General features: G+C 68.5%; 23 protein-coding genes. 19 read left to right on the top strand and 4 right to left on the bottom strand.

Going from position 1 to position 22,726, the window contains the following annotated elements; genetic code table 11:
* Positions 1-3: 3 nt before the first annotated feature.
* The gene (locus ACOACQ_RS00325) at positions 4-690 is read right to left on the bottom strand and encodes an ion channel (RefSeq protein ID WP_420287367.1); all 687 of its coding nucleotides are present in this window, start codon (positions 688-690) and stop codon (positions 4-6) included.
* Between the two features lie 245 nt (positions 691-935).
* Here ACOACQ_RS00325 and ACOACQ_RS00320 point away from each other — a divergent pair, with 245 nt between their 5' ends.
* Genes ACOACQ_RS00320 through ACOACQ_RS00250 form a run of 15 tightly spaced genes read left to right on the top strand, consistent with a single transcriptional unit; the run spans position 936 to position 14,624 of the window.
* Positions 936-1,658 (top strand): MlaE family ABC transporter permease, encoded by a 723-nt coding sequence (locus ACOACQ_RS00320; RefSeq protein WP_378597157.1) that lies wholly within the window; start codon positions 936-938, stop codon positions 1,656-1,658.
* Positions 1,658-2,497: an MlaE family ABC transporter permease gene (locus tag ACOACQ_RS00315; RefSeq protein ID WP_378597091.1), complete on the top strand. Its 840-nt coding sequence runs from the start codon at positions 1,658-1,660 to the stop codon at positions 2,495-2,497. Before ACOACQ_RS00320 ends, ACOACQ_RS00315 begins: the two co-directional genes overlap by 1 nt.
* A gap of 13 nt (positions 2,498-2,510) precedes the next feature.
* Complete coding sequence (locus ACOACQ_RS00310; RefSeq protein ID WP_420287366.1) at positions 2,511-3,833, top strand: MCE family protein; 1,323 nt, start codon at positions 2,511-2,513, stop codon at positions 3,831-3,833.
* The gene (locus ACOACQ_RS00305; RefSeq protein ID WP_420287365.1) at positions 3,830-4,933 is read left to right on the top strand and encodes an MCE family protein; all 1,104 of its coding nucleotides are present in this window, start codon (positions 3,830-3,832) and stop codon (positions 4,931-4,933) included. Before ACOACQ_RS00310 ends, ACOACQ_RS00305 begins: the two co-directional genes overlap by 4 nt.
* Entirely contained in the window at positions 4,933-5,913 is a 981-nt protein-coding gene (locus ACOACQ_RS00300; protein WP_378597094.1) for an MCE family protein, read from the top strand. Before ACOACQ_RS00305 ends, ACOACQ_RS00300 begins: the two co-directional genes overlap by 1 nt.
* Complete coding sequence (locus tag ACOACQ_RS00295; RefSeq protein WP_378597095.1) at positions 5,913-7,148, top strand: MCE family protein; 1,236 nt, start codon at positions 5,913-5,915, stop codon at positions 7,146-7,148. Before ACOACQ_RS00300 ends, ACOACQ_RS00295 begins: the two co-directional genes overlap by 1 nt.
* Positions 7,145-8,503: an MCE family protein gene (locus ACOACQ_RS00290; RefSeq protein ID WP_420287364.1), complete on the top strand. Its 1,359-nt coding sequence runs from the start codon at positions 7,145-7,147 to the stop codon at positions 8,501-8,503. The genes ACOACQ_RS00295 and ACOACQ_RS00290 overlap by 4 nt, the downstream gene beginning before the upstream one ends.
* Entirely contained in the window at positions 8,500-9,771 is a 1,272-nt protein-coding gene (locus ACOACQ_RS00285; RefSeq protein ID WP_420287363.1) for an MlaD family protein, read from the top strand. The genes ACOACQ_RS00290 and ACOACQ_RS00285 overlap by 4 nt, the downstream gene beginning before the upstream one ends.
* Positions 9,732-10,370 carry a hypothetical protein gene (locus ACOACQ_RS00280; RefSeq protein WP_378597099.1) on the top strand — a complete coding sequence of 213 codons (639 nt, stop codon included), beginning with the start codon at positions 9,732-9,734 and terminating at the stop codon, positions 10,368-10,370. Before ACOACQ_RS00285 ends, ACOACQ_RS00280 begins: the two co-directional genes overlap by 40 nt.
* Positions 10,371-10,381: 11 nt before the next feature.
* Positions 10,382-11,203 carry a hypothetical protein gene (locus ACOACQ_RS00275; RefSeq protein ID WP_420287362.1) on the top strand — a complete coding sequence of 274 codons (822 nt, stop codon included), beginning with the start codon at positions 10,382-10,384 and terminating at the stop codon, positions 11,201-11,203.
* Positions 11,204-11,222: 19 nt separating this feature from the next.
* Complete coding sequence (locus ACOACQ_RS00270; protein ID WP_420287361.1) at positions 11,223-12,221, top strand: NAD(P)/FAD-dependent oxidoreductase; 999 nt, start codon at positions 11,223-11,225, stop codon at positions 12,219-12,221.
* A gap of 1 nt (position 12,222) precedes the next feature.
* Positions 12,223-12,693 (top strand): pyridoxamine 5'-phosphate oxidase family protein, encoded by a 471-nt coding sequence (locus ACOACQ_RS00265; protein ID WP_378597103.1) that lies wholly within the window; start codon positions 12,223-12,225, stop codon positions 12,691-12,693.
* A gap of 5 nt (positions 12,694-12,698) precedes the next feature.
* A complete protein-coding gene (locus ACOACQ_RS00260; RefSeq protein WP_378597104.1) occupies positions 12,699-12,902 on the top strand; it encodes a ferredoxin in 204 nt (67 codons plus the stop codon).
* 2 nt (positions 12,903-12,904) lie between these two features.
* A complete protein-coding gene (locus ACOACQ_RS00255; protein ID WP_378597105.1) occupies positions 12,905-13,810 on the top strand; it encodes a 3-oxoacyl-ACP reductase in 906 nt (301 codons plus the stop codon).
* Between the two features lie 58 nt (positions 13,811-13,868).
* Positions 13,869-14,624 carry a glucose 1-dehydrogenase gene (locus tag ACOACQ_RS00250; RefSeq protein WP_378597106.1) on the top strand — a complete coding sequence of 252 codons (756 nt, stop codon included), beginning with the start codon at positions 13,869-13,871 and terminating at the stop codon, positions 14,622-14,624.
* A gap of 93 nt (positions 14,625-14,717) precedes the next feature.
* Here the strand turns inward: ACOACQ_RS00250 and ACOACQ_RS00245 are convergent, their stop codons facing one another.
* Positions 14,718-15,329, bottom strand: a complete 612-nt coding sequence (locus ACOACQ_RS00245) for a TetR family transcriptional regulator (protein ID WP_420287360.1) — start codon at positions 15,327-15,329, stop codon at positions 14,718-14,720.
* 189 nt (positions 15,330-15,518) lie between these two features.
* On the opposite strand from ACOACQ_RS00245, the gene ACOACQ_RS00240 reads away from it, so the two are divergent.
* The 3 genes from ACOACQ_RS00240 to ACOACQ_RS00230 are packed head-to-tail and all read left to right on the top strand — an operon-like array spanning position 15,519 to position 18,711.
* On the top strand, positions 15,519-16,814 hold the full coding sequence (locus tag ACOACQ_RS00240) for a glycosyltransferase family 4 protein (protein WP_420287359.1): 1,296 nt from the start codon (positions 15,519-15,521) through the stop codon (positions 16,812-16,814).
* 11 nt (positions 16,815-16,825) lie between these two features.
* The gene (locus ACOACQ_RS00235; RefSeq protein WP_378597109.1) at positions 16,826-17,575 is read left to right on the top strand and encodes a class I SAM-dependent methyltransferase; all 750 of its coding nucleotides are present in this window, start codon (positions 16,826-16,828) and stop codon (positions 17,573-17,575) included.
* Complete coding sequence (locus ACOACQ_RS00230) at positions 17,572-18,711, top strand: prenyltransferase (RefSeq protein ID WP_420287358.1); 1,140 nt, start codon at positions 17,572-17,574, stop codon at positions 18,709-18,711. Before ACOACQ_RS00235 ends, ACOACQ_RS00230 begins: the two co-directional genes overlap by 4 nt.
* Here the strand turns inward: ACOACQ_RS00230 and ACOACQ_RS00225 are convergent.
* Complete coding sequence (locus ACOACQ_RS00225) at positions 18,682-19,356, bottom strand: class I SAM-dependent methyltransferase (RefSeq protein ID WP_420287357.1); 675 nt, start codon at positions 19,354-19,356, stop codon at positions 18,682-18,684. The two genes, ACOACQ_RS00230 and ACOACQ_RS00225, sit on opposite strands and share 30 nt — an antisense overlap.
* Positions 19,357-19,420: 64 nt before the next feature.
* On the opposite strand from ACOACQ_RS00225, the gene ACOACQ_RS00220 reads away from it, so the two are divergent.
* On the top strand, positions 19,421-21,445 hold the full coding sequence (locus ACOACQ_RS00220; protein WP_420287356.1) for an acyl-CoA dehydrogenase family protein: 2,025 nt from the start codon (positions 19,421-19,423) through the stop codon (positions 21,443-21,445).
* Positions 21,446-21,448: 3 nt separating this feature from the next.
* Here ACOACQ_RS00220 and ACOACQ_RS00215 read toward each other — a convergent pair whose 3' ends face one another.
* Positions 21,449-22,714, bottom strand: coding sequence for an alpha/beta hydrolase fold domain-containing protein (locus ACOACQ_RS00215; protein ID WP_420287355.1), 1,266 nt, complete (start codon positions 22,712-22,714; stop codon positions 21,449-21,451).
* Positions 22,715-22,726 lie beyond the last annotated feature (12 nt).

Below are 22,726 nucleotides of genomic sequence, written 5' to 3'. Positions count from 1 at the left end.
GGCTCACTTCCGTCGCGCGGCCAGTCCGACCATCCGGGCGACGACCAGCGCGATGTAGAACACCCCGGCCACCTGCTCGACCATCACGAACGAGCGCGCCTGGTCCATCACGGGGTAGACGTCGGACAGGCCGACGCTCGTCAGCGTGGTGAACGACAGGTAGAGCAGCTCGAACCAGGGGAGCGCCTCGGCGTCGTCGGCACTGTTGAACCCGATGAAGGATCCGGGCCAGAGCACCTGCGCGGCGGCGTAGAGGTAGGCGAACCCCCAGGCGACGACGGTGAACGCCGCGCCGGTCGCGAAGATCTCGTCGCGGGTCACCTCGTCGTCGTGGAACAGGTAGCGGAGCATCGCGTACGACACGAAGAAGTAGAACGGCACGTGGAAGGCCGCCGAGGCGAGCACCACCCACTCGGTGTCGGGGCTGATCGCCTCGGCCACGGTCAGGGCCATCGCCGGCACGCCGAGGAAGCCGCCCACCCAGGCCAGCACGGGCGTGCGTCGTACGGCCCAGACGGCGGTGAGGACCACGAGCATCTGCACCACGCCCAGGACGGCCCGGCCGACGGTCGAGTCGTCGAGGCTCGGGTAGGCCAGGACCACGGTGAGCTGGGCGAACAGCAGGACGGCCGACGGATGGCCCCCGGCGGCCCGCACGGCGGTCATGATCCGGCTGTCTGCTGTGGGCACGTCCCGATCCTAGGGAGTCGGTCGGCCGTCGCGGTGCAGGCGGCTGCACGCGCCTGCCGTGACTCGGGTACGGGGGAGGGCGTTGAGTGTGCGTAGGGGCGTTGTAGCGTTGGTCACAACGAGAACGTGTTCTACTATTGCCGGGCAGTGCGGCTCGGGCCGCTGAGGGACATGACGGGAAGAGGAGACGGGGCGTGGCGTTCAACGCCGTTTCGGTCGTACGTGGCCCCGGTGAAATCGCGGTCATGGTGGTCGAGGTCACCAAGATCATCTTCACGCGCAAGTTCCAGGTCCGGGAGTTCCTCGAGCAGGCCTGGTTCGTCACGACCGTCACGCTGATGCCGACGATCATGGTGTCGATCCCCTTCGGCGCGGTCATCTCGCTCCAGGTCGGCAACCTGACCGGTCAGCTCGGGGCCCAGTCCTTCGCCGGCGCCACGGCCGTGCTCGCCACGGTGCGCGAGGCGGCCCCGATGGCGGCCGCCATGATCATTGCCGGTGCGGCCGGGTCCGCCATCTGTTCGGACCTCGGCGCCCGCAAGATCCGCGAAGAGATCGACGCCATGGAAGTGCTGGGCATCGACCCGCTCGAACGCCTGGTCGCCCCGCGGGTGGTGGCGACGGTGTTCGTGGCCCTGATGATCAACGGCATCGTGATCGCCGCCGGGATCGGAGGCGGTTACTTCTTCACCGTCATCGTCCAGGGCGGATCGGCCGGAGCCTTCCTCTCGACCTTCGCGCAGCTCGCGTCGCTGCCCGACCTCTACATCGCCATGATCAAGGCCGCCATCTTCGGCTGGCTGGCAGCGATCATCGGGGCCTACAAGGGGCTCAACGCGGGCGGCGGCCCGAGCGGCGTCGGTCGCGCCGTCAACGAAGCGGTCATCATCGCGTTCATGGCGCTGTTCTTCCTGAACGCCGTGATCACCGCCATCTACTTCCAGGTCGCTCCACCGGTGGGTCTGTGATGTCGGCGGCCAGTGAGTTCTTCGGAGGCGCCGTCCGGGCGCGCCGTGCCTCCCTCGAGGGGTACGGCGACCAGCTGCTCTTCTACGTCAAGGCGCTCGCCTGGGCGCCGCGCGCGATCCGGCGCTATCCCCGCGAGATCTCGAACACCCTCGCCGAGGTCGCCTTCGGTGCCGGGGGACTGAGCCTGATCGCCGGGTCGGTCGGCGTCATCGCGTTCATGGCCTTCTTCGCGGGCACCGAGGTCGGCATCCAGGGGTACGCCTCGCTCAGCCAGATCGGCGTCGCGAAGTTCAGTGCGTTCATCTCGGCGTACTTCAACACCCGTGAGGTCGCTCCGCTCGTGTCCTCGATCGCGCTCGCCGCGACCGTTGGCTGCGGCTACACCGCCCGGCTCGGTGCGATGCGGATCTCGGAGGAGATCGACGCACTCGAGGTGATGGGCATTCCCTCGCTGCCGTTCCTGGTCACCACCCGGATGATCGCGGCGTTCATCGCGGTGATCCCGCTGTACATCGTCGCCCTGTGCGCGTCGTACCTCTCGCCGCGACTGATCGTCACCCTGATCTACGGACAGTCCGCAGGAACCTACGACCACTACTTCCTGCAGTTCCTGCCGCCGATCGACATGCTCTGGTCCTTCTTCAAGCTGCTGTTCCTCGCGGTCGCCGTGATCCTGATCCACTGCTACTACGGCTACACCGCGTCCGGCGGACCCGCAGGTGTCGGCCGTGCTGTCGGTACGGCCATCCGCACGAGCATCGTGACCATCGTGGTGGCCGACTTCTTCCTGAGCTTCGCCATCTGGGGCTCGACCACGACCGTCAGGATCACCGGATGAGGGGGGTCCTGCCGTGCTGGTGAACATCCACCATGACAGCGCGAAGGAGCACAACCGTCTCCTGGTCGCGGGTGTCGTCTTCCTCAGCGTCATCGCGCTGCTGCTCTGGCTGTCGATCGCGATCTACAACAAGACGTTCGACAACAGCACCATCGTGACCGTGAAGGCGGACCGCGCCGGCCTGCAGCTGGCGAAGTTCGGCGACGTGCGCCTCAACGGCGCGCTCGTCGGCCGTGTCGACAAGATCTCCCAGGATGGCGAGGAGGCCGAGATCACCCTGGCCATCGAGCCCGAGGCGGCCACGAAGATCCCGGCGAACGTCGAGGTGCAGATCCTGCCCACGACCCTGTTCGGCCAGAAGTTCGTGGCGCTGATCCGGCCCGAGGCCGCCTCCGCGACGGCGCTCAAGGACGGTGACGTGATCCCGTCGGACCGGGTCGAGACCAATGTCGAGCTCAGCCAGATCCTCGCCGACCTCTTCCCGCTGCTGCGCGCGGTCCGTCCCGCGGACCTCAATGCCACCCTCAACGCGCTGCTGACCGCGCTCGAGGGTCGCGGCGAGGACATCGGCGCGACGATGGACCAGCTCGGTCAGTACATCGGTGCGATCGACGAGTCGCTGCCCACGCTGCGCAAGGACCTGATCGCGCTCGCCGAGGTCGCTGACGCGTATGACCTGGCTGCCCCGGACCTGCTCGACGTGCTCGACAACGTGACCGTGAGCAGCAAGACGGTGACGGAGAAGGCGGCCGACCTCGACGTCTTCTTCTCCGACCTCACCGGCCTGGCGAACACCGCGCGTCGCATCCTCGGCGACAACGAGCAGAACCTCATCCGGATGGGTGAGGTCACCGCTCCGGTGATCGCCCTGCTGGCGCGGTACTCGCCCGAGTTCCCGTGCCTGATCCGCGGCGCCGCCAACTACGAGCCGATCCTCTCCAAGACCTTCGAGGGCAACGTCGTCAAGCAGTACATGGAGTTCGGCAACCCGCAGTTCCGTCCGTACGACGAGCGCGACCTGCCGGAGTACGGCGAGGTCGGGCACGGACCGTGGTGCCTGGGCCTGCCGAAGTTCACCGTGCCGGCTCCCGGCGTGAAGCTCGACCAGGGGTCCGACATCGACGAGAAGGGCGGGTACCTCCCGTTCCCGATCCCCGGCCTCCCCAACCCGAACCCCGCCGCAGACATCGACAGTGGCTACGCCGGCAGCGCCGGCGAGCAGGAGGTCCTCAACGCGATGCTCGCTGGTGACAGCGGCCGTTCCCCCGAGGCGTACGGCGCACTGGGGTCCCTGTTGTACGGGCCCGTGGTCCGCGAAGGGAAGGCGGCCGGATGAGTCTCCCCACCGAAGCGAACCTGCGCCGTCAGCGCAACCACGCCACCTACTCGGCAGCGATCAAGCTCGGCGTCTTCACCATGGTCTCCATCTTCGTGACCGGCCTGCTGGCCGTGATCATGGGCAACATCGGCTTCGGCGATCGCAACGAGTACCGGGCCATCTTCACCAACGCGACGTCGCTGTCGAAGGGAGACGACGTACGCGTCGCAGGCGTCAACGTCGGCGAGGTCAAGAAGGTCGAGCACTACGAGCGTTCCCGGGCGATCGTGACCTTCAAGGTCGACGCGGGCGTGAAGATGACGACCGCATCGCGTGCCGAGATCCGGTTCCTCAACCTCGTCGGTGACCGCTACATGGCGCTCGAGGCAGGCACCGGCTCCGAGGACGCGCGACCGCTCGAGGACGGCGGGACCATCCCGGTCGACCACACCAAGCCGGCCCTCGACCTCACCGTGCTCTTCGACGGCTTCAAGCCGCTCTTCGCAGCGCTGAGCCCCGAGCAGGTCAACGAGCTCAGCATGAACCTGGTGCAGGTGCTGCAGGGCGAGGGCGGAACCGTGAAGAGCCTCCTCGCACACACGGCTTCACTCACCGGCACGCTCGCCGACCGCGACGCGCTGATCGGTGACGTGGTGACCAACCTGAGCCAGACGTTGAAGACCGTCGACGAGCGCCACGACCAGCTCAGCACCCTGGTGATCGAGCTGAAGGACTGGATGACCGACCTGGCGAAGGATCGCGACACGATCGGCTCCTCACTCGACAACATCTCGCAGCTCACGGTGACCGTGGCGGACCTGTTGCGCCGGGGCCGGCCGTTGCTCAAGGAGGACATCGCCGCGCTGCGCGCGCTGTCCAGGCTGCTCAACAAGCCCGAGAACCGCGCCAACCTGTCGCAGCTCCTGGACCGGATGCCCGAGACGATGCAGGACCAGACCCGGACCGGCACCTACGGCTCCTGGTACCAGTACTACGTCTGCGGCTTCTCCGCGAAGATCAGGCTGCCGCTGGTCGCGAACCTGCCGATCATCAAGGAGATCCAGAAGTACATCGGGGACATCGAGTTCCACTCCAGCGCGCCGAGGTGTCAGGACTGATGGCCAGGGCAAGCGAAGCACGCGTACTGCGGCTCGGCGTGATCACCCTCGTGGTGATGGTGCTGGTGTCGGCGGCGACCTTCAACCTCGGCAAGTTCCCGGGCTTCCGGGGTACCACGTACTACGCCGAGTTCAGCGACGCCAGCGGCATCCACAAGGGCAACATCGTCCAGGTGGGCGGGATCCGGGTGGGCCGGGTCAGCGACGTGACCCTCGACGGGGACAAGGTCGTGGTGAAGTTCGACCTCGACGGCGACGTCGACTTCGGCAAGGAGAGCACGGCCTCGATCGAGGTCCTCAACCTGCTGGGCGAGAAGTACCTCGACGTGCAGCCGGTCGGCAAGGGCCAGCTCGCCGAGGGCGGCACGATCCCGGTCGAGCGCACCGAGTCCGCGTACGACATCGTCGGCGTCTTCAGTGACCTCACGAACACGACCGAGGACATCGACACCCAGCAGTTGTCGGAAGCGCTGGACACGGTGGCCGACACGCTCGATGTCTCCGCCCCCGAGATCCAGGCGTCCTTCGACGGCATCGCGCGCCTCTCGCGCAGCGTCGCCTCCCGGGACGAGGAGATCCAGACCCTCTTCGAGAGCTCGAAGGAGGTCACCAAGGTCCTCTCCGAGCGCAGCGACGACATCGTGAAGCTGATGAAGAGCAGCGACCTGGTCTTCCAGGAGCTCACCAAGCGCCAGACCGCTGTCCACGACCTGCTGGTCAACGCGCGCCTCCTGGCGCAGGAGCTGCGCGGCCTCGTGAAGGACAACGAGAAGCAGATCGGCCCCGCCCTCAAGGAGGTCGACGGCCTGGTGAGCTTCCTCTCGAGCAAGAAGAAGAAGATCAAGGAGACGCTGGCGGCCCTCGGTCCGTACGTCTCCATCCTGTCCAACATCATCGGCACCGGCCCGTGGTTCGACGCCTACGCGGCGAACCTGCTCGCCCTGCCCACCGGTGAGTTCCTGCCCGGATTCCCGGAGTGATGACGATGGTTTCCTCGATCTTCAAGCGCATCGACCGACGGGTCCTGATCCTCGTCGGCGTGGTCCTGCTCGTCGCCGTCATGATCAACGTCTTCAACTCGCCGACCAGGATGAAGACGGTGACCGCGCACTTCCCGCGAGCGGTCAGCGTCTACAAGGGCACCGACGTCCGGATCCTCGGCGTCAACGTCGGCAAGGTGACGGCAGTGACCCCGGCCGGCAACTCGGTCCGGGTCGAGATGGAGTACGACGCGTCGTACAAGATCCCCGCGGAGGCCCAGGCCGTCATCGTGACGCCGACCCTGGTCGCCGACCGGTTCGTCCAGCTCACGCCCGTGTACGTAGGAGGCGACGTGATGGCGGACGGTGCCGACATCGCGCTGCCGCAGACCGGGGTTCCGGTCGAGCTCGACCGCATCTACGCCAGCCTCCAGTCGCTGACCCAGGCGCTCGGCCCCAACGGGGTCAATGCCGACGGCACCCTCGACCACCTGCTGGCGGCGGGGGAGAAGGCCTTCTCGGGGCAGGGCACCAAGGGCAACCAGATGATCCGTGACCTCGCCCAGGCCGCCGAGACGTTCGGCGACGGCGCCGGCCCGTTGTTCGAGACGGTGACCTACCTGGCCGAGTTCACCAGGACCCTGGCCGAGAACGACACCCTGGTGCGCGCCTTCATGCAGGACCTCACTGGTGTCTCGGCGATGCTCGCCGAGGAGAGCGACGAGCTGGAGCAGGCCGTGACCGCGGTCGCCCAGGCCGTCGGCAGCGTCGAGTCCTTCGTGAAGAACAACCGGGATGCGTTCGTCACCGACGTGCGGAAGCTGACCGACGTGCTGAGCACCATCGTGTCCGAGAAGGACAACCTGAAGAAGGCGATGGAGGTCGCACCCGTGGCCATGGGCAACCTGCACATGGGCTTCGACCACGTCACCGACTCGCAGAACTCCCGCATCGGCATCGGTGGCCAGATCTGGGATGCCGACGGCTTCCTCTGCGCCGTGATCCAGCAGCAGCCGGGCATGCCTGCCGCGCTCAAGGACACGACCTGCGACCTGATCGAGAAGCTGCTCGAGCCGATCATCAGCCAGTTGCCGTGGCTGCCGCCCGAGTACAAGTCGTACCTGCCCAAGCAGGTCGACACCCCCCAGGGGATCCGGCGACCCGAGGTCACCGAGGTCTCCTACTCGACGGGTGACAACGCCTCGGTCGAGAGCCTGCTCGGAGGTGGATCGTGACCAGCCGCTTCGTGGATGGCCGACTCGGGCGCCGGTGGGCCCGCGGTGCGGCGGCGCTGCTGGCCGGCGCCGTGCTGCTCACCGGATGTGACTTCGACGGCGCCTATGACCTGCCCCTGCCCGGGCACCCGGTCGACGCCGACGACGCCTTCGAGATCACGGCGTACTTCAAGGACGTCCTCAACGTCGTCCCGCGGTCCCCGGTCATGGTCGACGACGTCGTCGTCGGCGAGGTGACCGAGGTCGAGCGGGCCGGCTGGAACGCCAAGGTCACCCTGATCCTGCGCAAGGACGTGGTGCTCCCCGACAACGTCATCGCCGACATCCGGCAGGTGTCCCTCCTCGGCGAGAAGTACGTCGCCCTCGAAGCCCCGAAGGAGCAGGTGGCCACCGGTCGTCTGGCCGAGGGCGACACCATCCAGCTCGCCGAGACGGGCCGGAACCCGGAGGTCGAGGAAGTGCTCGGCGCCCTCTCGTTCCTGCTCAGCGGCGGCGGCGTTGCCCAGCTCGGCACGATCGTGCACGAGGCGAACCAGGTGATGTCGGGACGCGAGGACCGGTTGCGCAACCTGCTGTCGTCCCTGGACTCGGTGGTCGGCACCATCGACCAGCAGAAGGTCGACATCATCAACGCGCTGCAGTCGATGAACAACCTGACCACCAAGCTCAACGCGGAGAAGGACACGATCGGCGAGGCGCTCGACGCCACCGGCCCGGCGATCAAGGTCCTCGCAGCCCAGCACGACGAGCTGATCGCGATGCTGACCGCCCTCGACAAGCTGGGCAAGGTCGGCACCCGGGTCATCAACGCGAGCAAGGAGGACGTGCTGAGCATCCTCAAGGACCTCAGCCCGGTCCTGCGCAAGCTGACCGAGGCCGACGAGCAGCTCGCACCCGGCCTCAACCTGCTCGTGAGCTTCCCGTTCCCGCAGTCGGCCAACAAGATCGTCGAGGGCGACTATGCCGACACGATCATCCGCGCCGACCTGGACATCGCCAACCTCTACAAGACGCTGGGGCTCCCGGAGATCCAGCTGCCCGACCTCGGCGAGGTGCTGAACCAGGTGACCCGGTGCCTGCAGAGCGGGAACCTCACCGGGACCGCGTGCGCCAAGGTGCTCAACGACGTCAACCTGCTCAAGGACCTGCAGGACCAGTGCAAGACGGCCGCGCTCAGGACGAGCCCGGTGTGCAAGCTGCTGAACTCGCTGCCGACCCTCGACCTGAACAACCTGTTGAAGAACGGCCTGCTCGGCTCGGACGGCCCGCTGGCGGGTCTCACCCGCGGCCTGTTCGGCACCGAGGCGTCGTACGACAACGACACCACCGAGAGCCTCCTGGGAGCGACGGCATGAGCCGCGGCGTACGGATCCGGCTGATGGCCTTCGTCGTGCTGAGCGCGGTGGGCATCACCTACATCACGGCCAGCTACCTCGGCCTGGTCGACAAGGTCACCGGTCGTGGCCTCACGGTCACTGCGACGCTGCCCGGCTCCGGCGGCATCTTCGAAGGCAGCGAGGTGACCTACCGCGGCGTCAAGATCGGCAAGGTCTCCAAGGTGGTGCCGACCGAGGAGGGCATCGACCTGACCCTCGCGCTGGACCACGACGCGAAGGTCCCGCTCGACTCGGCGATCTCGGTGCACAACCTCTCTGCTGTCGGTGAGCAGTACTTCGACTTCCAGCCTGCTGACGACAAGGGCCCGTACGCGAAGGACGGGTCGAAGTTCGTCGGCACGGCCGAGTCGCTCCCCGTCGATGAGGGCGACCTGCTGGTCGACCTCAACCAGTTCGTCCAATCGGTCGACAAGGAGAGCCTGCAGAAGGTCGTCGAGGAGCTCGGCGTCATGTTCAACGACACCGGGGCAGACCTCCAGCGACTGCTCGACGGTGGTTCGAAGTTCATCGCCGAGGCCAGCGAGCACACCGACGAGACGATCGCCCTGCTGAACGACGGCCTGACCGTCCTGCGCACCCAGCAGGGCGAGAAGGAGAACATCCGCAAGTTCGCCGCCGACCTGAACACGGTCACGACGATGCTGCGGGAGAACGACGGAAGCCTGCGCACCGTCCTCAGCGCCACCCCGGGCGCCGCGCGCGAGCTGACGCGCCTGTTGAAGGAACTGGAACCGACCCTGCCGATCCTCTTCGGTGACCTCGTCACGATCGACCAGATCCTGTTCACCGAGCTCGACGGGCTCGAGCAGCTGCTCGTCACCTACCCGGCGCTGATCGCTGGTGGGCCGAGCGGGAGCACGGCCGACGGCTACGGCCACGTCAACCTCCAGTTCGACTACAGCGTCCCGCCCTGCACCCAGGGCTACGTGCCGCCCGAGGACTGGCGTTCCACGCAGGACCTGACCGACGTGGAGCCCGCAGACGTGAGCTGTACGGCGCCCCCGCCGTACGCCATGCGGGGCAGCAGGTACGTCCCGGCGAACCGCAAGAACCGGGCGTCCCCGGGCCGCGTCTACAGTGGCACCTACGACCCGTCCACCGGCGCTGTGCCCGGACTGGTCGACACAGCAGGGAACCCGGTGAAGCTGATGCAGCCGGAGAACCTGTCCGTCCTGGGAGGGGATGCGTGGAAGTGGCTGTTGGTGGGTCCGGTGGCGAGCCGGTGACCCCGGCGTTGACCGAGGAACGCAGCCGCGTCCGGCTCAACATCGCGCTCTATGCCGCGATCGTGATCTTCGCGTGCATGGCCGTCCTGGTCGCGATCGCGTTGAAGTCGGAGCTGGACTCGCGCGTCGACGGTGTCGACGTGGTGCCCGGTGCCGGACAGGACGTCGGCCGCGGCATCGTCCAGGCCGTCCCCCTGGCCAAGGACTCGGAGCAGGAGCGCGTCGCCGCGCAGCTCGAGGCCGCGACGAAGATGGTCACGGCCTTCGTGAACTTCAGCTACAAGGAGCCCGACGCGACCATCAAGTCGGTGCAGTCGATGTCGACCGGGGACTTCCTCAAGGAGTACAACAAGGGCGTCTCCGGCCTGAAGAAGCTCGCCAGCGAGGCCCAGTCCAGCATGGTCGCCGAGGTCGTCTGGTCCGGCCTGGTGGCCGGCGACAACGACTCGGCCACCGTGATCGTCGCCACCAGCGGCACGGTCACCAACAAGACAACGGAGTTCAAGGAAGAGGCGCGCAACTACCGGATCCAGGTCGAACTGGCCCTGGTCAAGGACCGCTGGCTCACCCGTGACCTCCAGTACGTGCAGTTGGGCTGAGGAGTACCCCCATGAGTCGCCCCACACCCCGACGCCCCGCGAGCTCGCGCGGCACCACGCCCCGACCGCGCAAGCTTGCCGGCCAGAGCCCGACGACGCGTCCGGAAGAGACCGACGAGACGGTCGAGTTGGCCGACAAGGCCGACAAGGCCGAGACGGCCGACGAGGTCGAGGCGGTCGAGACCACGTCCGAAGCGTCGACGCCGGAGCCCGCCGACGAGCCGACCGTCGAGTCCGGTGCACCCGGCCTGCTGGCTCGCCCGCGGACCACGCGCCGTCTCGTGATCGCCCTCGTGCTCGTCGCCCTGGTCCTCTTCGCCCAGGCCGTGTGGTTCGGGATCCTGAAGGTGACCGAGGACGACCCGGCGCCCAAGGTCACCGACACCGCCGGTGAGATCACCGTGCCCGACGGCCGGCCGGTCGTCGCTTCCGAGATCGCCACCGTCGAGGGTGTGGAGGCAGCCGCCAAGGCTGCCCAGGACATCGTCGCGGTCGACTACCAGAAGTACGACGCCGAGGTCGACGCTGCCGCCAAGGTGATGACCTCGAAGTTCGAGGGGCAGTACCGCACGACCGCAAGGGACATCAAGGAGCAGTTCGTGCTCCAGAAGACGGTGGTCCAGGCCAACGTCGTCGCCCAGGGTGTCGTCCGGGCCAACCGGACCAGGCTGCAGGCGCTGGTGTTCCTCAACCAGGTGGTTTCACGGGAACGCGAGGGGAAGCCGGAGACCGTGGTGACGCCCTTCAAGGTGCTGGTCACGATGGTGCACACCGACCAGGGCTGGCTCGTCGATGGTCTCGACACGGATCAGCGGCGAGACAAGACCAACTAGAACACGTTACAGTTCTGTGGTGGCCACCTCCGAGAGCGTCGAGTGCGACGTCGTCATCGTCGGCGCCGGGCCCACGGGGCTGTTCGCCACCTACTACGCCGGCTTCCGTGGCCTGCGTGTGGCGCTGATCGACTCGTTGCCGGAGCTCGGTGGCCAGATCACCGCGATGTACCCCGAGAAGGCGATCCTGGACGTGGCGGGCTTCCCGTCCGTGAAGGGTCGCGAGCTCGTCGACGGCCTGGTGGCCCAGGCGCTGACCGCGGAGCCGGTCCAGCTGCTGGGCCGGACTGCGCTCGAGCTCGTGGCCAACGAGGAGTCCGGTGTCAGCCTGACCCTCGACGACGGCACCGTCGTGAACGCCAAGGCACTCATCATCACCGCCGGCATCGGGAAGTTCAGCCCGCGCCCGCTTCCGGCGGCTGCCGGATGGATCGGGCGCGGTGTCGAGTTCTTCGTGCCGAGCTTTGCGCCGTACGACGGCAAGGACGTCGTCATCGTCGGGGGAGGCGACAGCGCCTTCGACTGGGCCCTCCACCTCGAACCGATCGCGCGCTCCGTCACGCTGGTGCACCGCCGCGACGCGTTCCGCGCGCACGAACGCACCGTCGAGCAGGTCCGCTCGTCCTCGACCCAGTTCGTCACCAAGGCTGAGGTGACCGCGCTGCGCGACGCTGCCGGCGGCACCGACGGAGAACTTGCCGAGGTCGAGATCACCGTCGACGGCGTGCCGCAGGCCCGGCCGGCGCAGGCGGTCGTGGCGGCGCTCGGCTTCGTTGCCGACCTCGGCCCCCTCCAGCAGTGGGGGCTCGAGACGCACCGTCGCCACATCGTGGTCGACGGGGCCATGCGCACGAGCCTGCCGCGGGTCTTCGCGGCCGGCGACATCACCGAGTACGACGGCAAGGTCCGCCTGATCGCCGTGGGCTTCGGTGAGGCCGCCACCGCGGTCAACAACGCCGCCGTCGTCATTGACCCGAGTGCCCACGTGTTCCCGGGCCACTCGTCGGAAGGAAGCTGACATGGGTGCTGCAGGACGCGACAAGGTGAAGCTCACCGATGAGGAGGTCGCCGCGCTGTTGGGCGAGAACCTCAAGGTGCAGGTGGCCGCCAACGGGCACGAGGGATTCCCGCACCTCACCACGCTGTTCTACGTCGTGCGCGAGGGCAAGATCGCGTTCTGGACCTACGGACGCAGCCAGAAGATCGTCAACCTCGAGCGGGACCCGCGGGTCACCGCGCTCGTCGAGGACGGCGTCGACTACTTCGAGCTGCGTGGCGTATCGATCGAGGGACGCGCGGAGATCGTCCGCGACTACGACACGATCTTCGAGATCGGCGCGGCCGTCGCCACCCGGATGGTGGGTGCCGAGTCCTTCGAGGCACTGGGGGACTTCGGGCGCGAGACGGTCGAGAAACAGGCGACCAAGCGGGTGGGCGTGATCATCCACCCCGAGAAGGTCGCTTCCTGGGACCACCGGAAGATGACGTGAAAGGCATGACTGACATGAAGATCAAGGTCGACTTCGACCTGTGTGAGTCCAACGGGCTGTGCGAGGCCATGGCGCCCGAGGTGTTCGAGCTGGACGACGACGACTTCCTCCAGCTCCACACCGAGCAGACGACCGACGAGAACATCGCGCAGGTCCGTCAGGCGGTTGCCGCCTGCCCGCGCGCCGCCATCACGTTGGTGGAGGAGTGAGCGTGGCAGACAGCACGTCGCTCGAGGGCAAGGTCGCGGTCGTCACGGGAGCAGGTGCGGGCCTGGGTCGCGCCGAGGCGCTGGCCCTGGCCGCCGCTGGCGCGAAGGTCGTCGTCAACGACCTCGCCGGAGCCGGTGACGACGCCGTCGAGGAGATCCGTTCGCTCGGTGGCGAGGCAGTCGTCGTCGAGGGTGACATCAGCCAGCGCAGGACGGCCGATGCCTTGATGACCGCAGCGATCGACGGCTTCGGTGGTCTCGACGTCGTCGTCAACAACGCCGGCATGACGCGTGACCGGATGCTCTTCAACCTGACCGACGACGAGTGGGACGCGGTCATCGCCGTCCACCTGCGCGGCCACTTCCTGCTCTCGCGCAACGCGGCGTCGTACTGGCGCGGTCGGGCGAAGGCGAGCGAGTCCGGCCTGACCTACGGCAGCATCGTCAACACGGCCTCCGAGGCCTTCCTGGGTGGCTCGCCGGGGCAGGCCAACTACGCCGCGGCCAAGGCCGGGATCACCGCGCTCACGCTGTCCACGGCCCGTGGACTGGGCAAGATCGGCGTCCGCGCCAACGTCATCTGCCCCCGGGCACGCACCGCGATGACGGCCCAGGTCTTCGGTGAGGACCAGTCCGGCCTCCAGGTCGATCCGTACTCCCCGGACCACGTCGCACCCGTCGTGGCGTACCTCGCCTCGCCGGCAGCCGAGCGGATCACCGGCCAGGTCTTCGTCGTGTACGGCGGCATGGTGGCCCTCGTGGCGGCTCCGGTCGTCGAGCAGCGCTTCGACAAGTCGGGCGACCTCTGGACCGGTGAGGACCTCGACAAGCAGCTCGGCGACTTCTTCGCCGACCGGGACCCGGCCAACGGCTTCGCGGCCGACTCGATCATGCAACTGACCGTCTGAGGGTTTCGAGGCTCGCTGCGCTCGCACCTCAACCACCGAGAAAGACAGATAAGAGATAATGGGTCGTCTGGACAACAAGGTCGCCATCGTCACCGGTGGCGCACAGGGACAGGGCGCCGCGATCGCGCGTGCCTACGTCGCCGAGGGCGCCAAGGTCGTCATCGCCGACGTGGCGAAGGAAGCAGGTCAGGCGCTCGCCGACGAGCTGGGTGACAACGCCCACTTCATGCACCACGACGTCAGCGACGCCGCGTCCTGGACCGCGCTGGTCGAGGACGCCAACACCCGCTTCGGCCCGGTCAACGTGCTCGCGAACAACGCCGGCATCCTCCGCTTCGGTGACATCGAGCGGATGCCTGCCGAAGAGGTCGAGCTCGTGTGGCGGGTCAACCAGCTCGGCGTCTTCCTCGGCATGCAGTCGGTGGCCCGCACGATGCGCAAGAACGGCGGCGGCTCGATCATCAACGCCTCCTCGGTCGAGGGCCTCGCCGGCATGCCGTCCTGCACCGCGTACGCCGCCACGAAGTGGGCGATCCGCGGCATGACCAAGTGCGCCGCGATGGAGCTCGGTCCGAAGGGGATCCGGGTCAATTCGGTGCACCCCGGCATGATCGACACCCCGATGACGCGGGTCCACGGTGGCGACGCCGCCATGGAGTACGGCGCCAGCAAGGTGCCGCTGCGCCGGGTCGGTGTCCCGGAGGACATCGCACCGGTCTACGTGTTCCTGGCCAGCGAGGAGTCGTCGTACATCAACGGCGCCGAGATCGCCGTCGACGGTGGCGTGACGAGCACGCACGCCTTCGGTGCCTGAGCGCGTCAAATGGTCGGCAGCGCGGCGGGAGGCGTCGGCTGGCAGCTTGCTGCCCGCTGCTGCGCCGGAGACGCGCTCGGCCCGATGGAGCAGTCAGTCCCGGAGGATCAGATGAATCGCCGTGTCCATGTGCGCAGCGGTCTCCGCTGCGGTGGAGCGGCCGGTCACCCAGGCGACCAGCGCCGAGAGCCACACGTCACCGAGGACCCGTGCCACGGCGACGTCCTCGTCGGTGATCGAGCCCTCGGCGGGGACCCCGCCGTGCATGGCGTGGGTGACGATCGAGGTCATCGACATGCCGACGACGTGGATCTCGTTGGCGACGCTGCTGTCGGCGAACATGAAGGCCCGGGTCAGCGCCTCGGTGAGCTTCGGGTCGCCCTGCATGCCCCGCGCCATCCGCTTGAGGACATACAGGACGCGGTCGGCCTGGGTGTCGCCGGGGATCTCCCGCTCGTTGAGCCGGACGGCCGTCTCCTCGAACTGACGTCCGAGGGCGGAGACCAGCAGATGGATCTTCGAGGGGAAGTAGCGGTACAGCGTGCCCAGGGCGACGTCGGCCTGCTCGGCCACCGCCCGCATCTGGACTGCATCGAAGCCGCCGGCCGTGGCGAGTTCGTAGGTGGCGTCGAGGATCCGCTTGCGTCGATCGCGCTGCGCGGCAGAACCAAGGTCGTCTGTCGACGTCGAGTTCGCGATGGTCACCGTGTCTCCTGTGTGGGTCTGACGTTGCGGTCCCGTTGGGTCCACAGATATAGGCTACTGGCAGGTAGCGCATAATTAGAAACACGTTCCAGTTTTGTTCGGCCCTGCTTCCACCGGGAGCTCGGCGCCGTGACTCAGCGCAATGAGCCAGCGCCTGAGCAGTACCCCAGTGAGATTAAGGAGATCCGAATGCGGATCGCAATGCTGTCCTACCGCAGCAAGCCCCACGTGGGCGGACAGGGTATCTACATCCGTCGGTTGACCCGGGAGCTCGCTGCCCTGGGCCACACCGTCGAGGTGTTCTCCGGCCAGCCCTACCCCGAGCTCGACGAGGGGGTGACCCTCACCAAGGTGCCGAGCCTCGACCTCTATCAACCAGGCGACGAGTTCCGCAATCCCCGCCCGAGCGAGTACCGCGACCTGATCGACGTCGAGGAGTGGCTCAGGATGCGCAGCGGCGCGTTCCCGGAGCCGCTGACGTTCAGCAAGCGCGTGGTGAAGGTCCTCAAGGGGCGGCGCGACGACTTCGACATCGTCTTCGACAACCAGACCCTGGCCATGCCCCTGCTCGGCATCGAGGACCCCGCGGTGGTGGGCCTCCCGCTCGCCGCGACCATCCACCACCCGATCACCATGGACCGCCGCATCGAGCTCGCCGCGGCCGTCTGGGCCAAGCGCAAGGCCGGCTCGAAGTGGCGCTTCGAGCTGCCGAAGATCGGCGTGTGGCGCTGGTACTCCTTCCTCTCCCAGCAGAAGCGGACTGCGCCCCGCCTGCGCCGGGTGATGGTGCCTTCCGAGTCGTCCAAGCGCGACATCGTGCGTGAGTTCAACGTCGACCCGGCGCGGATCGAGACGATCCTGCTGGGCGTCGACGATCGCTTCGTGCCGCCCACCGAGCCCCGCGTACCCGGCCGGGTCCTCGCGATGGCCAGCGCCGACGCGCCACTGAAGGGCATCTCGGTCCTGCTCGAGGCGTTTGCCAAGCTGGTCGTCGAACGCGACCTGGAGCTCGTGCTGGTGACCAAGCCCAAGGAGGGTGGCGTCACCGAGAAGCTCATCGACCGCCTCGGCATCGCCGACCGGGTCTCGTTCGCCAACGGCCTCTCCGACGACGAGCTCGTCGCGCTGATGGGCTCGGCCGAGCTGGCCTGCGTCCCCTCGCTGTACGAGGGCTTCTCGCTGCCGACCGCCGAGCTGATGGCCTGCGAGACGCCGCTCGTGGTCTCGCGGGCAGGGGCCATCCCGGAGGTCGTCGGTCCCGACGGCCTCTGCGCGGACGTGGTGGAGCCCGGAGACGTCGGAGCACTGACCGCTGCGCTCGCCGCGCTGCTGGACGACCCCGCCCGCCGTGCCGAGATGGGCGCCGCGGGACGCCGCCGCGTCAAGGAGCTGTTCAGCTGGACAGCCGTCGCTGTGAGCACTGCGGCCGTCCTCGAGGACGTGATCGCCGAGTACAAGGCCGAGATGGCCGAGAAGAAGGCCTGAGGAGAACTGACATGCTGACCGTTGACTTCGACCGACTGGGCCTCAAGCCCGGTGACCGCGTGCTCGACATGGGCGCCGGTGCCGGCCGCCACAGCTTCGAGATGTACCGCCGCGGTGCAGACGTGATCGCGTTCGACATCGATGCCGATGAGCTCGAAGGCGTGCGCGACCTGTTCGTCGCGATGAAGGAGGCCGGCGAGGTCCCCGAGGGCGCCGAGGCCGACGTCAAGCAGGGTGACGCGCTCGCGCTGCCCTTCGCCGACGGTGAGTTCGACCGGATCGTGTGCTCCGAGGTGCTCGAGCACATCCACGACGACGTCGCGGCGATCCGCGAGCTGATCCGGGTCCTGCGGCCCGGTGGAACCCTGGCCGTGACCGTGCCCCGCTGGTTGCCCGAGGTCATCAACTGGAGCCTCTCGGCCGACTACCACAACGCCGAGGGCGGCCACATCCGGATCTACACCGACCACGAGCTGGTCGACAAGGTCACCAAGGGCGGCCGCTTCAATGACGGCACGCCCGGTGAGGCGATGCTGTTCGAGGGCAAGAGCTACACGCACGGCCTGCACTCGCCGTACTGGTGGATCAAGTGCGCGGTCGGTGTCGAGAACGACAACCACCCGCTCGCGAGGGCGTACCACAAGCTCCTCGTCTGGGAGATCATGAAGCAGCCCAAGGCCCTGCAGGTGGCCGGCAAGGTGCTCGACCCGATGATCGGCAAGAGCATGGTGCTGTACTTCCGGAAGCCGGACGCCGGATGACCGGCGTGATCCCCGAGGTGCCGCTGAGCCGGCTCCCGTACGTCGAGGGCGTCATCAGCGCCCAGCAGGTCGCCGACACCGCAGCGGCGATCGCGGCGATGCAGGAGCCGTGGGGCGCCGTGCCGTGGACCACGGGCGAGCACGTCGACATCTGGAACCACGTCGAGGCCGCCATGGCGATGCTCGTCGGTGGACAGGTGGAGGCCGCCGAGCGCGCCTACGCCTGGATCCCGACCGTCCAGCGCGCCGACGGTTCCTGGCCGATGAAGCTGGTCGGCGGCGTGGCCGACGACGAGCGCGGCGAGGTCAACATGTCGGCGTACTTCGCCGTCGGCCTGTGGCACCACTGGCTGGTGCAACGCGACCTCGCCTTCATCCGGAGGTACTGGCCCTCCGTGCGGGCCGGCCTGGACTTCGTCGTGTCGCTCCAGCAGAGCTTCGGTGGCATCCGCTGGACCCCGGTCGACGACTTCTGCCTGCTCACCGGCAACTCGAGCATCTATCACTCGCTCCGTGCGGGTGTTGCGCTCGCCGACCTGATGGACGACCCGCAGCCCGAGTGGGAGCTGGCGGGTGGCCGCCTCGGTCACGCCGTGCGCACCCACCCGGACCTGTTCGAGGACAAGACGACGTACTCCATGGACTGGTACTACCCGGTCCTCGGTGGCCCCGTCCGTGGCGACGCGGCCCGCGAGCTGCTGGCCCGGCGCTGGAACGACTTCGTGGTCCCCGGCCTCGGCATCCACTGCGTCGACACCAACCCCTGGGTCACCGGTGCGGAGACCTGTGAGCTCGCGATGGCGCTCGACGTCATCGGCGACCACACCCGTGCGCTGGCACTGCTCACCGAGATGCAGCACCTGCGCGAGGACGACGGTCGCTACTGGACCGGTTGGGTGTACGACGACCCGACGCGACCGTCCGACGGGGAGCCCCGCAACGTGCACTGGCCGGTCGAGCACACGACGTACACCGCGGCCGCGGTGCTGCTCGCGGTCGACGCCCTCGGGGAGACCTACGGGCACGCATCGCCGGGCTCGGGGATCATGCGCGGGACCTCGCTGGCCCCGCACTTCGAGGAGATCGCCCTCGAGTGCGACTGCCCCTCAGCGGACCGGGTCTCCAGCCACGCCTGACGTGCGCTGGAGGATGCGCATCGAGCCGACGGCGTCGATCTCGGTGAACTGGCCGCTGGCCAGTGCGGGAAGGTAGATCAGCTCGTAGGGCGGGCGACCGCCTTCGGCCGGGTCGGGGAAGACGTCGTGGATGGCCAGGTAGCCACCTGCATCGACCCAGCGCGGCCACCCGAGGAAGTCGTCGCGGGCGGGCTGTTCCCCGTGCCCGCCGTCGATGAAGAGCAGCGAGAGCGGCGTGCGCCAGTGCGCGGCGACGGTCGTGGACTGGCCGACGATCGCGACCACGTGGTCCTCGAGTCCGGCGCGGGCGATGTTCTTGCGGAACTGGCCCAGGGTGTCCATCAGCCCGAACTCCTGGTCGACCACCGTGGTGTCGTGGTGCTCCCAGCCTGCCTGGTTCTCCTCCGACCCGCGGTGGTGGTCGACGGTGAAGACGGTTGCGGGTGTGCCGGCTGCGGTCACCTCGCGCGCGGCGGCGCCCAGGTAGATGCCGGACTTCCCGCAGTAGGTGCCGACCTCGAGGGCCGGGCCGTGGGGGAGGCGTTCGCGGGCCACCCGGTAGAGCAGGTCGCCCTCGTCCTCGGGCATGAAGCCCTTGGCGCGGCGCGCGTGTTCCAGCAGGTCGGACGGCATGGTGTCGGGCACGGGGTGATTCTAGTAAACTGAAACCTGTTCTACTTCGCCGCACCAACGAACCCACGGGAGCACCATGTCCCTCGGCATCACCGACGACCAGGTCGAACTGGCCGACAACCTGCGCAAGTGGGCGGCCAGCCTGGACCCGATCGCAGCGGCGCGCGCCGCCGAGGGCGACGTCGCTGCCCGTTTCGACGAGGTCTGGTCGGCCGCCGAAGCCATGGGGGTCACCACGATCGCGGTGCCGGAGTCGGCCGGGGGTGGGGGAGGAACGGTCCTCGACCAGGCGGTCGCGCTCGAGGCCTGTGCGCACGAACTGGTTCCCGGCGGCCTCCTCGGTTCGGCCGTCGTCGCCACGCTCCAGCAGCGGGCGGGTCGCTTCGGCATTCAGGTCCACCCCGGTGGCGCCGTGTGGGACGGCGGCACGGCGATCGAGAGCTTCCTGCTCGACGGAGCAGGGGAGGTCACCCCTGAGGCCGGCATCGACCTCAGTGCCCGTCACGCCCGATCCCACGGTCCGGCTGGGGACGCGGGGGAGCCGCGTCGCCGCCTGGTCGCCGTCACCCTCGCTGCGGCCGAGGCCGCCGGGGTTGCTCGCTGGTGCCTGGAGACCGCGGTCGACTACGCCAAGGTGCGCGAGCAGTTCGGGCAGAAGATCGGGGCCTTCCAGGCCATCAAGCACCTGTGTGCCCAGATGCTCGAGACCGCCGAGGCCGTCACGGCCGCCGCCTGGGACGCGGCAGCGTCGGCCGATGGTGACGACGTCGAGCAGTGGTCGTTCGCGGTCGACGTCGCGCAGGCGACCTGCTTCGACGGCGCCGTCGAGGTGGCCAAGGGCTGCATCCAGGTGCTCGGCGGCATCGGCTTCACCCACGAGCACGACGCCCACCTCTACTTCCGCCGCGCCCTGAGCCTGCGTGCGCTCGTCGGTTCGGCCGACGACGCTGCCGAACGGCTCACGGCTGCCGCCGTGGCCGGAGTACGACGCCAGGTGGACGTCGACCTCGAAGGGCGCGACGACGCGATCCGCCCCGAGGTACGGGCTTCCGCCGAGCGCATCGCTGCCCTGCCGGCGGGCGACCAGCGAGCGGCACTGGTGGAGACGGGTTACCTGACGCCGCACTGGCCCGCGCCCTACGGGCTCGGCGCCGATCCGACCACGCAGATCGTGATCGACCAGGAGCTCGGCCGGGCGGGCGTCGTACGACCGGACCTGGTGATCGCCGGGTGGGCGGTGCCGACGATCCTCGCCCACGGCACCGACGCGCAGCGCGAACGCTTCGTGCTGCCGTCCCTGCTGGGGGACCTGGTGTGGTGCCAGCTGTTCTCCGAACCGGGATCCGGCTCCGACCTGGCGTCGCTGCGCATGCGCGCCGAGCGGGTTGACGGCGGCTGGCGCCTGACGGGCCAGAAGGTGTGGAACTCGATGGCCGAGCGTGCGGACTGGGGCATCTGCCTGGCCCGCACCGATCCCGACGTCCCGCAGCACAAGGGCATCACCTACTTCCTGGTGGACATGAGGTCCGCGGGGATCGAGGTCCGGCCGCTGCGCGAGATCACGGGGGAGGCGCTGTTCAACGAGGTGTTCCTCGACGACGTCTTCGTGCCCGACGACTGCGTCGTGGCCGAGCCCGGTGACGGGTGGAAGCTGGCCCGCACGACGCTGGCCAACGAGCGGGTCGCGATGGCCAGCGCACGCCTCACCAAGAGCGTGGAGCGTGCCGTCGAGATCGCCGCGTCCCGCGACCTCGGGCCGGTCGCCCGGGTCCAGGTCGGCCACCAGGTGGCCCTCGCCACCGTCTGTGCCCTGCTGGGTGTCCGCACCACGCTGCGTGCCCTCGGCGGTCACGGCCCGGGTTCGGAGTCGAGCGTGGCGAAGCTGCTCGGCGTCCGCAGCCGTCAGGACTCCTCGGAGCTGGTCGTGAAGCTCCAGGGCGACGACCTCGCCGTGCTGGGCCCGATCAGCAAGGTGTCGGAGGACCCGCTGGCGGCCGACATCTGGGAGCAGCTCAACACGCGCTGCCTGTCGATCGCGGGCGGTACGACGCAGATCCTGCGCAACGTGGCCGCGGAGCGGATCCTCGGCCTGCCGCGCTGAGGTCTACTCCGCTGCGATGACCTCGGCGGGCGAGCCCTGCTCGCGGCGCCAGAGGTTCCAGTGCCAGTTGAGGAACCGCTCGGTCGCGCGCACGAGGTGCTGCGACCGGATCGACGGGAAGATGTCGAACGCGTGCTGGGTGGTCGGCAGCTCGGCGTAGCTCACCGTGCGCTTCGAGGTGTCCCGCAGCGCCTTGACGAAGGCGCGCGCCTGGCCCACCTCGACGAGCGTGTCGTTGACGCCGTGGATCACGAAGAAGTCGGGAGCGTCGGAGGTGATCCGCAGCAGCGGCGACGCCTGCTCGTAGACGTCGGGCAGGTCGGAGTAGCGCTTGCGGAACACCCGTGGTCCGAGGAAGGTGTCGCGCATCAGGGCGGTGTTGGGCAGGCCGGTGACACCGGCCATGTCGTAGACGCCGTAGTAGGGGACCGCCGCCTGGATCGTGGTGTCGGCGTCCTCGAAGCCGGGCTGGAACTCCGGCGCGTTCGGCGTGACGGCGGCCAGGGCGGAGAGGTGGCCACCGGCGGATCCGCCGGTGATCGCGATGTAGTTCGGGTCGCCGCCGTACGCCTCGATGTTCTCGCGGATCCACGCGATCGCGGCCTTGACGTCGACGATGTGCGCCGGCCAGGGGTCGCGGGGCGAGAGGCGGTAGTTGATCGCGACGCACACCCAGCCGCGGGCGGCGAGGTGCTGCATGAGGGGGAGCCCCTGCTGATCCTTCCTGCCGATGGTCCAGGCGCCGCCGTGCACCTGCAGCAGCACCGGCGCGCCAGCGGCGGGCGTGACCTCCGACGTGTAGACGTCGAGCATGCCGCGCTTGCCGTACGGCGCGAACGGGATGTCGCGGTGGACCTCCACGCCGGCCTTGCGCGCCGCGCGGCCGAAGGCGAACGGGTTCACGATCCGGCCCCACGGGGTCGCGAGGTCCGCCGGGGACGGCTTGGCGTCGAGCTGCTCGACGTAGTCGACGCCGAGGCCTTCGACCAGCGCGTTCTCGGCCTCGGTCACCGACCGGCGGCTCTGCTGGATCAGGTAGGCCAGGCCCGCCGAGGACAGGCCGGCGAGCGCGAGTCCGCGGACGCTTCGGCGCGGTCCGGCGACGTGCGCGGCCGCATCGGCGACGGTCAGGCCCAGGACGTGGGGGGCGAGTTCACCGGTGACCCAGCCGGCGAAGAACGCCGGGATGCCGGCGCGGAAGCCGGGGAGGGGTCGGATGGCGTTGGCGGTCAGCGCTGCGGTGATGGCCTGGCGCCGTACGAATCCCATGACCGGATCCTA

The sequence above is a fragment of the Nocardioides sp. CPCC 206347 genome, assembly GCF_048654605.1.
GTDB lineage: Bacteria > Actinomycetota > Actinomycetes > Propionibacteriales > Nocardioidaceae > Nocardioides.
The sequence above is the reverse complement of the archived record's forward strand: the minus strand, read 5'-3'. Positions and strand labels throughout refer to the sequence as shown.